The 14,002-nt window shown below is 50.8% G+C and carries 12 protein-coding genes; 10 read left to right on the plus strand and 2 right to left on the minus strand.

The window, feature by feature from the left end:
* Nucleotides 1–12 precede the first annotated feature (12 nt).
* Nucleotides 13–489, plus strand: a complete 477-nt coding sequence (locus FJM65_RS05830; protein ID WP_140620372.1) for a DUF4265 domain-containing protein — start codon at nucleotides 13–15, stop codon at nucleotides 487–489.
* 99 nt (nucleotides 490–588) lie between these two features.
* On the opposite strand, the gene FJM65_RS05835 is transcribed toward FJM65_RS05830, so the two are convergent.
* Together FJM65_RS05835 and FJM65_RS05840 are read right to left on the minus strand one after the other, a co-directional pair.
* A complete protein-coding gene (locus FJM65_RS05835; protein WP_394348132.1) occupies nucleotides 589–2,100 on the minus strand; it encodes a malate:quinone oxidoreductase in 1,512 nt (503 codons plus the stop codon).
* Nucleotides 2,101–2,234: 134 nt separating this feature from the next.
* Entirely contained in the window at nucleotides 2,235–2,921 is a 687-nt protein-coding gene (locus tag FJM65_RS05840) for a ComF family protein (RefSeq protein WP_239022848.1), read from the minus strand.
* A gap of 97 nt (nucleotides 2,922–3,018) precedes the next feature.
* Here FJM65_RS05840 and FJM65_RS05845 point away from each other — a divergent pair, with 97 nt between their 5' ends.
* From FJM65_RS05845 to FJM65_RS05885, 9 genes are all read left to right on the plus strand, one after another.
* Entirely contained in the window at nucleotides 3,019–3,372 is a 354-nt protein-coding gene (locus FJM65_RS05845) for a carboxymuconolactone decarboxylase family protein (RefSeq protein ID WP_140620376.1), read from the plus strand.
* A gap of 103 nt (nucleotides 3,373–3,475) precedes the next feature.
* Nucleotides 3,476–3,832, plus strand: a complete 357-nt coding sequence (locus FJM65_RS05850) for a hypothetical protein (protein WP_140620378.1) — start codon at nucleotides 3,476–3,478, stop codon at nucleotides 3,830–3,832.
* 146 nt (nucleotides 3,833–3,978) lie between these two features.
* Nucleotides 3,979–4,740 (plus strand): exodeoxyribonuclease III, encoded by a 762-nt coding sequence (locus FJM65_RS05855; RefSeq protein WP_140620380.1) that lies wholly within the window; start codon nucleotides 3,979–3,981, stop codon nucleotides 4,738–4,740.
* Between the two features lie 134 nt (nucleotides 4,741–4,874).
* Entirely contained in the window at nucleotides 4,875–8,186 is a 3,312-nt protein-coding gene (locus FJM65_RS05860) for a DUF4175 family protein (RefSeq protein ID WP_140620382.1), read from the plus strand.
* A 30-nt stretch (nucleotides 8,187–8,216) separates the two neighbouring features.
* Nucleotides 8,217–8,642: an ATP-binding protein gene (locus FJM65_RS05865; protein WP_140620384.1), complete on the plus strand. Its 426-nt coding sequence runs from the start codon at nucleotides 8,217–8,219 to the stop codon at nucleotides 8,640–8,642.
* Nucleotides 8,626–9,054: an rRNA maturation RNase YbeY gene (gene ybeY, locus FJM65_RS05870; RefSeq protein ID WP_140620387.1), complete on the plus strand. Its 429-nt coding sequence runs from the start codon at nucleotides 8,626–8,628 to the stop codon at nucleotides 9,052–9,054. The genes FJM65_RS05865 and ybeY overlap by 17 nt, the downstream gene beginning before the upstream one ends.
* 64 nt (nucleotides 9,055–9,118) lie before the next feature.
* Nucleotides 9,119–10,981: a tRNA uridine-5-carboxymethylaminomethyl(34) synthesis enzyme MnmG gene (gene mnmG / locus FJM65_RS05875; protein WP_140620389.1), complete on the plus strand. Its 1,863-nt coding sequence runs from the start codon at nucleotides 9,119–9,121 to the stop codon at nucleotides 10,979–10,981.
* Nucleotides 10,982–11,869, plus strand: a complete 888-nt coding sequence (locus tag FJM65_RS05880; protein ID WP_140620391.1) for a class I SAM-dependent methyltransferase — start codon at nucleotides 10,982–10,984, stop codon at nucleotides 11,867–11,869.
* Between the two features lie 72 nt (nucleotides 11,870–11,941).
* Nucleotides 11,942–13,549 carry an Ig-like domain-containing protein gene (locus FJM65_RS05885; RefSeq protein ID WP_140620394.1) on the plus strand — a complete coding sequence of 536 codons (1,608 nt, stop codon included), beginning with the start codon at nucleotides 11,942–11,944 and terminating at the stop codon, nucleotides 13,547–13,549.
* Nucleotides 13,550–14,002 lie beyond the last annotated feature (453 nt).

The following is a 14,002-nucleotide window of genomic DNA, read 5'->3' on the forward strand; positions in this document are numbered from 1 at the left end:
TATACATCCTTTATGAGTGATAAACCGCAAGGGCACAAGATTATCTTCCGCTTCCAGAGCGAAGTGTTTAACCGCGAACTAGTGGAGACGCTTTGGGCTCAGGAAGTGGATGCCGCCCAAGGCTTATATAAGATCGACAGCATTCCTTCTTTTGTACCCCTTATTGCCACAGATGATGTGGTACGCGCCGAGTTTGACGCCATGGAGGAAGGTTTGGTGTACAAGGAAACAGTAACGCCTTCGGGCAACTCCACCATACAGGTTATCCGGCAAGACGAAGACATCCCGCTGCTGGACATCCGGAAGAAGTTTGCACAGCTAGGGTGCGTGTCGGTAGAGGTGAATGAGGATTTCTTTGTGATGGAGGTGCCGCTAGGGGTAAACTATGCCGTGGTAAAGCAGCTGCTTGATGAGTTGGAGGCAAAAGAAGAGATCGAATATGCGGAGCCGTCGCTGTCGGATGTGCACCGCGAGCAGACTAGCGCTTAAAAGTATAGCAGGTACGGATTTAATAGTATAAACCAAGGGCAGAAAGCTATACTTTAGCGCTTCCTGCCCCTGGTATACTTCAAACTTATACTTTATTTACTACTTCTTCTCCACCGCAGGCACCAGGCCCAGCACCTCACTGCTGTAAGACCGCACACGTTCCAATAGCTCCGGATCATCGGCCAGTGACTGGCCGTAAGATGGGATCATCTCCTTCAGTTTCTTCTGCCACTCCTCTGTATTCATGCGGTGCATAAAGCAGCGCTCCAGCAAGCCCAGCATAATAGAAACTGCCGTGGAGGCACCCGGCGAAGCGCCCAGCAGAGCGGCCAAGGTACAGTTAGCGCCGCTCACTACCTCCGTACCAAACTCCAGCACGCCTCCTTTGTCCGGGTCGCGCTTGATGATCTGCACGCGCTGCCCGGCCACCTCCAGTTCCCAGTCCTCCGCCCTGGCATTCGGAAAATAGTCTTTCAGCGCCTCCACACGCTCCTCCGGCGACTGCCGCACCTGATCGATAAGATACTTGGTGAGCGCCAGGTTCTTGATACCCGCCGAAAGCATAGGCCGAAGGTTAGTAGCTTTGATGGACTTTGGTAGGTCAAGGAAAGAGCCTTTCTTAAGAAATTTAGTCGAAAAACCGGCATAAGGCCCGAACAGCAGCTCCCGCTTGCCGTTGATGTAGCGCGTATCCAGATGTGGCACCGACATGGGCGGCGAGCCTACAGCCGCTTTTCCGTATACTTTTGCCCGGTGCTGCTCTATTACCTCGCGGTTGGTGCAGCGCAGCCACTGGCCGCTCACCGGAAAACCGCCGTAGCCTTTTCCTTCCGGAATATCAGATTTCTCTAGCAGTGGCAGCGCGCCGCCGCCAGCTCCAATAAACACGTACCGTGCGTACACATTGCGCTTTTCGCCCGTCTGCAGGTCCTTCACCTTGATTTTCCACCGCCCGTCCTCCCGCTGCCGCAGCTTCCGTACCTCGTGGCTAAAGTGCATTCTCACGTCGCTCTTGTCTTGCATATAGTTAAACATGCTGCGCGTCAGGGCGCCGAAGTTCACGTCTGTACCCAAATCCATGCGGGTGGCCGCCACAGGCTCTCCGCTGTCTCGGCCGTGCATCACAAGCGGTATCCAGCGTTCTATCTCATCGCGGTTCTCGGAATACAGCATGTCATCAAACAGGTGGCATTCTACCATAGCTCCATAGCGCTTGCGCAGAAAGTCTACGTTGTCTTTGCCCCACACAAAGCTCAAGTGTGGTATGTTCTTAATAAAGGAGGTGGGTAGCTCGATGATGTTATTCTTGATCAGGTAAGACCAGAACTGCTTCGAAATTTCGAAAGACTCGGCTATACGCACAGCCTTGGATATATCGACAGTGCCATCCGGCTTTTCGGGGGTGTAGTTGAGTTCGCAAAAGGCTGAGTGGCCGGTACCGGCGTTGTTCCAGGCATCAGAACTCTCGGCGGCGGCCATATCCAACCGCTCAAACACCTGTATCTTCAGGCTGGGCTGCAACTCGTTTAGCATCATTCCTAAGGTGGCGCTCATAATGCCTGCGCCGATCAGCACCACATCAGGCTCGTTGTTCGCTTTATTATCGTTCATCATAGTCAGTTTTCCTCATGCTGTTTTGTGCTGCCGCTGGGGCAACCAAAGCAAAGCATTTAACTTGACTACGAAAAAAAGTCGTGACGGGTAAACATCTTTTAACTCCTTGGGCGATAAACTGTGCAAAAAACTTACGCTGCGGCAATGGTGGCAATGCTTACCTCAGAGGCGCCAGCCGCCAGCAAGGCGCGGGCGCAGGCCTCCAGGGTGGCGCCGGTCGTCAGCACGTCATCCACCAGCAGCACATGCTTGCCCAGCACCAACTCCGGCCTGGCCACCTCAAACACCTGCTCCACGTTCTGCCAGCGGTCGAGGCGGCTTTTGCGTGTTTGGGTGCTGGTGTGGGTGTTCCGAAGTATAGCCTTGCCGTTGTAAGGCACCTCCATACTTTGCGAGAGGCCAATGGCAAAGTGTTCAGCCTGGTTATAGCCCCGGCGGCGGAGTTTATTCTTGTGCAGCGGCACTGGCACGATCAGGTCGAACTGCTGGTTATACTGGTGGTCGGAGAGAAGGGAGCCGTAGCGCTGCCCCAGGTGCTCGCCCAGTTCTTTGGCACCTTTATACTTTAACTGATGCAACAGCCGCTGCACCCGCCCCTTCGGCATAAAGTATAAATAGGAGAAGGCGAAGCGCACCGGCACCTTGCCCCAGAACCTGCGCTGCAGCGGGTTCAGCTCCGTGGCCCCGTGCTCGTGGAAGTCGGTGTAGGGCAGCTTTACGCTGCAGCCGGTGCAGATATACTTCTCGCCGCGCGCCAGGGAGCCGCTGCAGGCGTAGCAGCTTTCCGGGAACAACAGGCTCAGCAGGTCTTCGAACATTTGCAGGCAAGTATGGTTTTAAGGTATTCTGATGATTTTGCCGTAACTTTATACTTGGACTAAATACACAGTCATCCTTATTAAGAATAACCTAACAATGAGCTTAGTAGAAGAATTCAACGACTACCGCACGCGCATGAACGAGCGCATCATGTCATACGACAATAAAGTAATCAAGCGTTTCTTTAACCTCGACACCAACACCTACATGGAGGGTGCCCTGGACGTAAAAACGAAGGAAATGCTGGGCCTGGTGGCCTCTATGGTACTGCGCTGCGACGACTGCATTAAATACCACTTGGGCAAGTGCTACGAAGAGGGCGTAACCGACGAGCAGTTTATGGAAGTATCCTCCATCGCCAACCTGGTGGGCGGCTCTATCGTGATCCCGCACTTCCGCCGCGCCCTGGAGTACTGGGAGGAGTTGAAGGAGCGGGGATCTGCTGAATAAACTGTTAAATGGCTACATGGTTAAATTGTTGGTTCTGATATTGAGAGTTTATACTTCATGCGGATCAACAATTTAGCAATCCAACAATTTAACAATCAACTTAATGTACGATAGCGATAACCTGGAGCATAACTGGACGCAGCTGCGGGCCGACCTGATGAAGCGCTTCGGCAAGAAGCCCGATATGAATGCCATCCTGTTCCTGATCGGGATACAGGAGTTGGGCATGGGTATCCGGGAGTTTACCAAGGAGGAGAAGCAGGATTTGATGCACATCGCCACCTGCCGCGTCTTCGCCGAATCGGGCTATTACGAGTTCACGGGCCGCGACGAGGAGGGCTGGCCACACTTTAAGGCGGTAAAATCCATCCCGTTTGCCAACCTGAAAGAGCAGGAGAAAATGCTGAAGTGGCACGTGATCGAGTACTTCAACCGTGCCGACGAAATCAGAAAACCTTAACACAGTACGCGTAGCACAGTTTTTGACGTCCTTGTACTTATGAAGAAGTATAAAATTTTGAAATTCATACTTGTGTCGTCGCTTTTGCTCCTTCCCCGTGACACGGGTCAGAAGTAATCCTGTGCTAAGCGCCCTAAATTCACCCCATGAAAATTATTACCTATAACGTGAACGGCATCCGTGCCGCCCTTACCAAAGGCTTTGATACCTGGTTGAAGGCTGCCAACCCCGATGTGCTTTGCCTGCAGGAAATCAAGGCCGATGAATCCAAATTCGACAAAGCGCTGTTTGAGGATATGGGCTACCATGTGTACCTGCATCCGGCCGTGAAGAAAGGCTACAGCGGTGTGGCCATACTTTCTAAAGACAAGCCACAGCACGTAGAGGTGGGATGCGGCATAGAGTGCTACGATTTTGAGGGCCGCGTTTTACGTGCCGATTACGGCGATGTGTCGGTGATGAGCGTATACATGCCTTCGGGCTCCAGCGGCGAGGAGCGCCAGAAATTCAAGTTTCAGTGGATGGACGATTTCCACGGCTACGTGGGCGACCTGAAGCAGACGCTGCCGGGGCTGGTGGTGAGCGGCGACTACAACATCTGCCACAAACCCATCGACATCCACAACCCGAAATCGAACGCCAAAAGCTCGGGCTTCTTACCGGAGGAGCGCGAATGGATGGGTAAACTAGTGGATAGCGGCTTCATAGACACGTTCCGCCATTTTAACCAGGAGCCGCACAACTATACCTGGTGGAGTTACCGCGCCGGCGCACGCAACAAAAATCTGGGCTGGCGTATTGATTATAACATGGCTACTGAAAATCTGCGTGAGCGCTTGAAGCGATCTGCCATACTTACCGAAGCCCGCCACTCGGACCACTGCCCGGTGCTGCTGGAGTTGGAGTAGGGAAGTACTAAAGGTTATCGATACAGTTATACGTCAGGATTTTATACTTTTTATTACCTGTAGTATAGCACGTTAGATGTATTTGCTTAACTTACAACTATAGCCGCCATGCCATAACCTTGTAACAGCAAGACATGAAACATACCGATGCACTCGATCAGTTGCTGCATCAATTGCAGGAGTTCAAGCACAAATTCTACCTCAACATGCTGTTGCGGGGCGGGATTTTCGCGGTTGGGCTCCTGCTTTCTGTTTACATCGTGTACAGTTTGCTGGAGTACATGTTCTACTTTCCTGAATATGTGCGCGCGTTCCTGCTGTTCTCGTTTGTGGCGGTGGTTGTTTATGTGTTTGTGCGTTGGATAGCCCTGCCGGCTGCCGCCTTGGTGCGACTGCGGCGGGTTCTCTCTGATGAGCAGGCGGCGCAGCAGGTGGGGGCATACTTTCCCGAAATCCGAGACAAGCTGCTGAACGCCATCCAGCTGCAGGAGCAGGACCGGAGCAACGAGCTTATTCGGGCAAGTATAGCCCAACGCAGCCAGCAGATGCTTTCTTTTAAGTTTAAGGAGGCTGTTTCGTACCGCGAAAACAGGCCGCTACTGAAGTATATTGCCCTGCCTGCCCTGGTTGCTTTCCTGATCATGCTGGTGTACCCCACTATTTTTGTACAGGGCACCGAGCGCATCATCCATTACAAAACGCACTACACGCCACAGGCTCCTTTCAATTTTGTGGTGCAGAACGAGGAACTGCAGACTTACCGCGGCGAGGATTTTATACTTGATGTGGCGGTGGAGGGCAAGACTGTGCCCAGCGAAGTATACATCAACTACAACGGCCGCCGCCAAAAGCTTACCCAGAATTCTGACGGCAGCTATGCTTATACGTTTAAGCAGCTGCAGCGCCCAGTGCAGTTTCAGTTGGAGGGCTCCGGCTTCTTTTCCGACGCTTATACATTAGACCTGCTCCTGCGGCCAAACCTGAAGGACTTTCGGATGCTGGTGCAATACCCAAAGTATCTTAACCGAAAGCCTGATGAGATACAGAATACCGGCAACGCCACCGTGCCCGAGGGCAGCACGATCACCTGGAACTTCTCCGCCTCCGAAACAGATAGTATAAACCTGATCTTTGAGGAACCTGCCCAACGCCTTCTCACCTCCAAAGAAGGGAACACCTTTGTCGCGAGCAAGGATATTAGCCAGAGCCAGAACTACAGCATCAGCCTGCGCAACGGGCACAGCACAAACAAAGAGCAGATCAACTACCAAATCACCTCCATTCCGGACCGGAGCCCACAAATTAGCCTGGAGCAGTACCAGGATACGGCTTTGCATGCCTACACCATCCTTGGCGGCGAGGTTTCGGACGATTACGGTTTAACACGCCTAGCGCTTTTGTACCGCATCACCAATGATAAAAACCCGCAGGCAAAGTATAAAAGCCAGCCATTGCCGCTGAACAAGCAGCAGCGCAGCCAAACCTATTATTATCAGTGGAACACCGCCGCTTTAAACCTGCAGCCCGGCGATAAACTGGAATACTTTGTACAAGTATGGGACAACGATGGCCTCCATGGACCAAAGAGCGCGCGCACCCGCAGCTACGAGTTAAAAATTCCGGACAAGCGCGAGCTGCAGAAGGAGCTGGATAATAATTCGCAGTCGGTGGCCAGCCAGATGAGCAAAACGCTGGAGCGGGCCAACCAGTTGGAGCAGGAATTGTCTAAATCAGAAGATAAGCTAAAGACCAAGCGCGACCTGAACTGGCAGGACAAAAAGCAGTTGGAAGACCTGGCGGCAAAGAAAAAGCAGCTGGAGCAGGACATTACGTCAATGAAAGAGCTGTTTGAGGAGCTGAACAAGAAGCAGAACATGCTTAACGAGCCAAACAAGCAGCTTGCCGAGAAAGCGCAGGAACTGCAGAAGCTCATGAACGACCTGCTGGACCCGGAGACAAAGAAGCTGTACGAGGAGCTGGAGAAACTACTCGAACAGCAGCAGCCCAATGATCAGGAACTGCAGCAGCTTATGAGCAAGCTAAACAACCGCGAGAAGAACCTGGAGCGGGAGCTGGAGCGGGCGCTGGAGTTGTTCAAGCAGCTGCAGTTTGAGCAAAAGCTCGACAACATCGCCAACAAATTGGAGGAGATGGGGGAGAAGGAGCAGCAGCTGGCTCAGAAAACCGAGCAGAAGCAGGAGGACAACCAGCAACTGCAGGAGCAGCAACAGGAGCTGCAGCAGGAGTTTGAGGAGGTAAAGGAGCAGGTAGAAGACCTGAAGGAGCTAAACGAGAAGCTGGACAACCCCAATCCTTTGGATGAGGAGCAACAGCAGCAGGAACAGCAAAGTATAGAGCAGCAGATGCAGCAAAGCCAGGAGCAGCTGCAGAAGAACCAAAACAAGAAAGCCAGCGAGTCGCAGCAGAAGGCGGGGCAACAGATGCAAAAGATGGCCCAGCAGATGGAGGAAATGAAGAGCAGCATGAGCATGGCCGGCATGCAGCAGAACCTCGACAACCTGCGCGACATCCTCGAAAACCTCATCACGCTCTCTTTCGACCAGGAAGACCTGATGAAGCAGTTCCGCAGCGTGAACCAGAGCGACCCGCGTTTTGTGGAACTGTCGGAGCAGCAGCTCAACCTCCGCGATAATGCCCAGGTAATTGAAGACAGTTTGTTTGCCCTGGCAAAAAAGGTATTTCAGATAGAATCGTTCGTGACGCGTGAGGTAGCCGCCATGAACCAAAGTATGGACAACAGCATGCAGGAGCTCCGCGAGCGCAACTTGGGCAAAGCCACCGGGCAGCAGCAGCTCGCGATGACAAGTATGAACAACCTGGCCCTGATGCTGAACGACGCCCTGAAGCAGATGCAGCAGGCGATGCAGCAAATGCAAGGCAGCATGGCCGGAAAACAGAAGGCCAACAAGCCAATGCCCGGTAACATGGGAGAATTACAGCAGCAATTGAACAAAAAAATCGAAGATCTGAAAAAAGGTGGCAAATCAGGTAAGGCACTATCTGAAGAATTAGCTAAATTAGCTGCGGAGCAGGAGGCTCTGCGGAACGCTTTGAAAGAACTTGATAAACAGGGAACAAAACCTGGCGAAAATGGGCGAAACGGCGATCTGGGAAATATTAGCAAGATGATGGAACAAAGCGAAACTGATCTCGTTAATAAACGTTTGACCGAGCAAACCATACGCCGGCAACGAGAGATACTGACCCGCTTACTGGAAGCGGAGAAGGCTGCCAAAGAACGAGAATTGGACAACAAGCGCGAAGCTAAGTCCGCTCAGGAGATTGCCCGCAAAGTGCCGCCATCTTTCGAAAAGTACTTGAAGGCTAAAGAGAAACAAACAGAATTGCTCAAAACCATACCGCCTGCACTTACACCTTATTATAAGCAGAAGGTAAACGAGTATTTTCAAAATATTAGTAAATAAACAGCACCTAATTTACACTTAACGATTAATATGAATCAGGTTAAAATTCAGATTCCTTCCCTAATCGAAAACATCAGAGTGATAGAAAGTTTTATCGATAATTCTAAAGATGAATTCGAGTTTGAAGATGACATCTATGGCAACATTATGGTAGCCGTTACGGAATCTGTAAACAATGCCATCCGCCATGGCAACAAGTTTGACAAGGACAAGAACGTTTATCTAACGCTGCAAGTAGAGGAGAACAAGCTTCTTTTTGAAGTTGCCGACGAAGGCCCCGGCTTTGACTATGAGCACCTGCCAGACCCTACTGCACCGGAAAACTTGGAAAACCCCGGCGGACGTGGCATCTTCCTGATGCGCAACCTTTGCGATGAGGTCAACTTTCTTGACGAAGGAAAAAAAGTACAGTTAATCTTCAACATCCCTATCCCAGAGAATGGATCAACCAATTGAGTTCTTTAGCGAGGATATAGATTTCGAGCTAAACAACCCAGCGCAAGTTTCAGAATGGATTGCAGAAGTTATTGAACGACACGGACAGGAACTAAGCGGCCTGACCTACATCTTCTGCTCCGACGATTACCTCCACCAGATCAACGTCGATTACCTCGATCACGATACACTAACTGACATCATCACCTTCAATAATGCCGATTTCGATGGCATCATTGAAGGTGATATTTTTATTAGCGTAGACCGTGTGCGCGACAATGCCCAAGACCACGGCACCGACTTTGAGGATGAGCTGCACCGGGTCATCATTCACGGCGTGCTGCACCTGCTGGGCTTCAATGACAAAACAGAAGAGGAAGAGACACTTATGCACAAAGAAGAAGATTCTTCCTTATCTTTGCGTAGATTTTAAGCTTTAACGGAATTACCAATCCTCTATTGATGTTTCACGTGAAACATCTCTAAAACCAGAATACATGTTTCCAGAATACGATGTAATTGTTGTTGGAGCTGGGCACGCAGGCTGTGAAGCCGCTGCGGCCGCAGCTAAAATGGGGTCGAAGGTGCTGTTGGCAACCATGAACATGAACACCATTGCCCAAATGTCTTGCAACCCAGCTATGGGCGGCGTGGCCAAAGGGCAAATCGTTCGAGAGATAGATGCGCTTGGAGGTATGAGCGGCATCATCACTGACCAAACCATGATCCAGTTCCGGATGCTGAACAAATCAAAAGGCCCGGCCATGTGGAGCCCCCGCGCCCAAAGCGACCGCATGCGGTTTGCAGAGGCATGGCGCCTGAGCCTGGAGCAAACCGAGAACGTGGACTTCTGGCAGGAGATGGTTACAGGCATAGAAGTAGAAGGAGGGAAGGCCGTTGGCGTACGTACCAGCCTGGGGATAACTATACGCGGAAAGGCCGTTATCTTAACGAATGGCACCTTTTTGAATGGCATTATCCACATCGGCGAGAAGCAGATGGGCGGGGGCCGATCTGCCGAGCGATCTGCAAAAGGAATAACCGAGCAACTGATTGAGCTAGGCTTTGAGGCCGGCCGCATGAAGACCGGAACGCCGCCGCGCGTAGACGGACGCTCGTTAGACTACAGCAAAATGGAAGAGCAGTTCGGCGACGAGAACCCAAGCAAATTCTCTTACACCGATACCAAGCCACTGGCACAACAACGCAGCTGCTATATTACCTACACCAACCCGGAGGTGCACGAAATACTGAAAACAGGTTTCGAAAAATCGCCGATGTTCCAGGGAAGAATTCAAGGCCTCGGCCCACGCTACTGCCCAAGTATAGAAGACAAGATCAACCGCTTTGCGGACCGTAACCGCCACCAGATATTTGTGGAACCGGAAGGTTGGAACACAGTGGAAGTATATGTGAACGGTTTCTCCAGCTCCTTGCCGGAGCATGTGCAGTATGAAGCCTTGCGCAAGATCGAAGGATTTGAGAACGCCAAGATGTTCCGCCCAGGCTACGCCATCGAGTACGACTTTTTCCCGCCTACGCAGCTAAACCTGACACTGGAGACAAAGCTGGTGGAGAACCTATACTTTGCCGGCCAGATAAACGGCACCACCGGCTACGAGGAAGCAGCTTGCCAGGGATTAATGGCAGCCATTAACGCGCATAACAAGATAAACGAAAAAGAACCGTTTATACTTAAAAGGTCCGAAGCGTACATTGGTGTGTTGATTGATGACCTGGTAAATAAAGGCACAGATGAACCTTACCGCATGTTCACATCTCGCGCGGAGCACCGCATCCTGCTGCGCCAGGACAATGCAGATATTCGCCTGACAAAGCGCGGCTACGAGCTGGGGCTTGCCGATGAGAACCGCCTGAAAGCTGTGGATAAGAAGATTACGGAAACAGCGGAAATCATCGCCTACTTAAACAACAAGCCGATTGAGCCAGGAGATATCAACAGTATGCTAGAAGAGCTCGGCTCTGCGCCGATAGCAGAAAAGCAGCGAGCGGGGCAGCTGATCAAGCGCCCGAATGTGGAGATAGAAGACATAGCCAGAGCAGTACCCGCCGTGGCAGATTACCTGAGCAAGTTCGGGAAAGACAGCGTAGAGCAGGCAGGTATACAGGTAAAGTATGAAACTTACATTGAGAAGGAGTATGCCATGGCAGCCAAGATGAGCGAGTTGGAGAATTACAGCATCAAAGGCAAAATCAACTACCGCGACATTCCTGCGTTATCAAAAGAGGCCAAAGAAAAGCTGCTTAAAATAGAGCCGGAAACGATTGGGCAAGCTTCTAGAATAAGTGGCGTATCGCCGGCAGACATATCCGTGTTAATGGTATACTTGGGAAAATAAATGAGCTACGAAAGACTGGAACAATGCCCCATCTGCGGCAAAGAAGACTTCAAGAACTTTTTAGTAGTAACTGACAACGCTGTATCGAAAGAGAGCTTTGTGATTGTGGAGTGCACGAACTGCTCGTTTAAGTTCACCAACCCACGGCCCGACGCACAAAGCATCGGCAAGTATTACGAGTCAGATGATTACATCTCGCACTCGAACACAACAAGCGGAATTATCAACACCGCCTACCATGTGGTACGCTCTATCACCACCAAGCAAAAGGTAGAGATTATCAACAGGTATTCGCCCGTGAAGGGAAGTATACTGGACTACGGCTGTGGCACCGGCACTTTTCTGACGGCCTGCAAAAAAGATGGTTGGGAGATAAGAGGTGTTGAGCCAAACGCAAAGGCCCGAGCAAAGGCAGCTGAAAACACGGGTGAGATAATAGCTGAAAAACTGGAGGACATAGAAGGCGAGAAGTATGAGATGATCACGCTATGGCATGTGCTGGAGCATGTTCATACTTTGAATGAAACCATGGCCCAACTACTGGAAAGCCTGCAGGAAGACGGCACGATGATTATAGCAGTACCCAATGCCGACTCGCATGATGCGCAGGAGTATAAGGACAATTGGGCAGCATACGACGTGCCCCGGCACCTGTACCATTTTACGCAGCAAACCATGAAGCGCTTCCTGAAGAAGCACAAGATGCGGCTGGAGGAGGTACTGCCGATGAAGTTTGACGCCTATTACGTGAGCATGCTAAGCGAGAAGCACAAGCAGGGTAAAACCAAGATGCTGAGCAGCGTGGTAAGCGGGTATAGGTCGAACAGCTTTGCAGAAAAGAACGGAAACGATTACTCCAGTTTGATTTTTGTAGCAAAAAGAAAATAATAGGCGCAAATTTGCGAGAAGAGAAAGATAGGCAAGCGAGAGTTTGCCTATTTTAATTTAAAGATAAAACCCATGAAGCTAATCCAGATACTGATATCGGCAGCCGCACTGACAGCAATGGCCAGTTGCGCCACACAAAATCCGCCGGAAGGAGGACCGCGGGATGAGGAACCTCCAAAGCTGTTGAAAAGCACACCGGCGGACCAGCAGCTGAATGTGAAAACGAAGACGGTTGTATTGGAGTTTGATGAAGAGGTTCAGCAGAATACCTTAAATAAAGAGCTGCTCATCACCCCAAATATCAACAACCCCTACAAGGTGATCCCTGATAAGAGAACCTTAACGCTGGAGTTCGAAGAGCCGCTGCAGGATAGCACGACGTTCACGTTCAACTTCAGGCAAGGTATAACAGACATCACTGAAAAGAACAAGGCGCAGAACCTACAGCTGTCCTTTAGCACAGGCTCATACATCGACTCAAGCCGGGTGAGCGGAACTGTGGTGGACCTGATGACGCAGACACCGGAGAAAGAAGCACTCGTGGTGCTGTACAGGACAGACGACACGTTAAGCATCAGGAAAAACCGCCCGTACTACCTGACGAATGCCGATGCACAAGGGAATTATAGCCTGCAGAACGTGCGCGAAGGAAGCTACCGCATGTATGCGCTGGTAGACAAAAACAACAACAGCTACTATGACAACGAGGAAGAGAAAATAGGCTACCTGGCAGAGCCGATAATAATTACCTTCAGCACCGATACAGTAAAACTGCAGACCGTACGGATCGACACGAAGAAGCCGATACTGCTGAAACGCGAAAAGTATAGCGACAGGTTTATTGCCGGTTACAACGAAGGCATTCAGGATTTTTATGCCGTGTCAGAGGCAGGCAAAGATACGCTCATGAGCAAAGTATCAGCCGACGGGAAAGACAGGCAGCTGTTTAAAACCGAGAAATTTGCCGGTGGAAAAACTATACTTGCGGCTGTGGACTCCTCGGGCAATATCAGCACTGACACACTGGAGATAGCGTTTGAGGGCAAGCGACCAGCAACTATAAAAGGGGCGGCGCTTAAAGTTTTGAACAGCCAACAGACCAGCTACAGCGTTGGCCAGGAGGTTACGCTGGAACTGGAAACCCCAGTAAAGATTACGAAGAACTCGCCTATAACATTGATGGGAGACACCGTGGTACTGCAGCAACTGAAGTATCCGGAGGAGGTAAAGCTGGATGAGACAAAAACAGAACTGCGCTTTAACCTGCCTAACCTGGGTCGGCAGCAACAGCAAGTAACCGTGGTGCTGGACAGCACCGCCATACAGCCCCTGCAGGGAGAGCCGCTCTCGATGCCGCAACTGCAGCTCGGGATAGCAGAAGGAGGCGGAACAGGTAATCTGAAAGGGGACATAAAGACGGAGTATAAATCCTACACCATCCAGCTACTAAACGACAAGTATAAAGTAGTAAAGGAGAGCGGCCCAGGAAATTCCTACCGGTTCAAAAATGTGGCACCAGGCACATATTACCTGCGTGTGCTGATTGATGAAAACAACAACGGCAAATGGGATAAAGCAGACCCGGAATTTAAGAAAGCGCCAGAGCCCGTATACCTGCTTCCAAACACGGTGGAGGTAAGAGCCAACTGGGATGTAGAAGACCTGGATCTAACATTCTAAAGCAAGAACAAATTGAATACAAAAGGAGAGGCTGCGGTCTCTCCTTTTTTTGTGCCTTGACTATAAATACCGAGTCAAGTATTAACCGATGCTGGCCCATACCTTCTCAAAGCTGCCGGCGCACCTGCAACAACGAAGCCCCTCCTAAACAACCAACGCCAACTGCAAGCGCTGCGCCACTCCCTGAATCATACTTCATCAAAATATAAAAGCCGAGCCAGCTTGAGAAGACCTAAAGCTGTTGCAGCATAAAAAGGCAGGAGATAGCATATCGAAATGGCACCTGAAAAAGTAATCGCCATAGAAGAAGCTCATATAAAAAAGTAGGTGGATACAGCTGCCAAACTTACTGCGGCGAGGAGGCAAACCAGGAAGGAGAGGAGAAGCGAACCTAGTATTAACACTAAACCGATGGCTCCGGATCATCTAGAAAATGATGAGAACAAAGCTGAA

Origin of the sequence: Pontibacter mangrovi (genome assembly GCF_006385705.1) — a bacterium.
Taxonomy (GTDB): domain Bacteria; phylum Bacteroidota; class Bacteroidia; order Cytophagales; family Hymenobacteraceae; genus Pontibacter; species Pontibacter mangrovi.

What these genes read in the sequence shown, in the direction of transcription:
- FJM65_RS05850 (WP_140620378.1), top strand. Translation starts at nt 3,476, where the DNA reads ATGTACGATAGCGATAACCTGGAGCATAACTGGACGCAGCTGCGGGCC.
- FJM65_RS05835 (WP_394348132.1), bottom strand. Translation starts at nt 2,100, where the DNA reads ATGAACGATAATAAAGCGAACAACGAGCCTGATGTGGTGCTGATCGGC.
- FJM65_RS05845 (WP_140620376.1), top strand. Translation starts at nt 3,019, where the DNA reads ATGAGCTTAGTAGAAGAATTCAACGACTACCGCACGCGCATGAACGAG.
- ybeY (WP_140620387.1), top strand. Translation starts at nt 8,626, where the DNA reads ATGGATCAACCAATTGAGTTCTTTAGCGAGGATATAGATTTCGAGCTA.
- FJM65_RS05880 (WP_140620391.1), top strand. Translation starts at nt 10,982, where the DNA reads ATGAGCTACGAAAGACTGGAACAATGCCCCATCTGCGGCAAAGAAGAC.
- FJM65_RS05855 (WP_140620380.1), top strand. Translation starts at nt 3,979, where the DNA reads ATGAAAATTATTACCTATAACGTGAACGGCATCCGTGCCGCCCTTACC.
- FJM65_RS05865 (WP_140620384.1), top strand. Translation starts at nt 8,217, where the DNA reads ATGAATCAGGTTAAAATTCAGATTCCTTCCCTAATCGAAAACATCAGA.
- mnmG (WP_140620389.1), top strand. Translation starts at nt 9,119, where the DNA reads ATGTTTCCAGAATACGATGTAATTGTTGTTGGAGCTGGGCACGCAGGC.
- FJM65_RS05840 (WP_239022848.1), bottom strand. Translation starts at nt 2,921, where the DNA reads ATGTTCGAAGACCTGCTGAGCCTGTTGTTCCCGGAAAGCTGCTACGCC.
- FJM65_RS05830 (WP_140620372.1), top strand. Translation starts at nt 13, where the DNA reads ATGAGTGATAAACCGCAAGGGCACAAGATTATCTTCCGCTTCCAGAGC.
- FJM65_RS05860 (WP_140620382.1), top strand. Translation starts at nt 4,875, where the DNA reads ATGAAACATACCGATGCACTCGATCAGTTGCTGCATCAATTGCAGGAG.
- FJM65_RS05885 (WP_140620394.1), top strand. Translation starts at nt 11,942, where the DNA reads ATGAAGCTAATCCAGATACTGATATCGGCAGCCGCACTGACAGCAATG.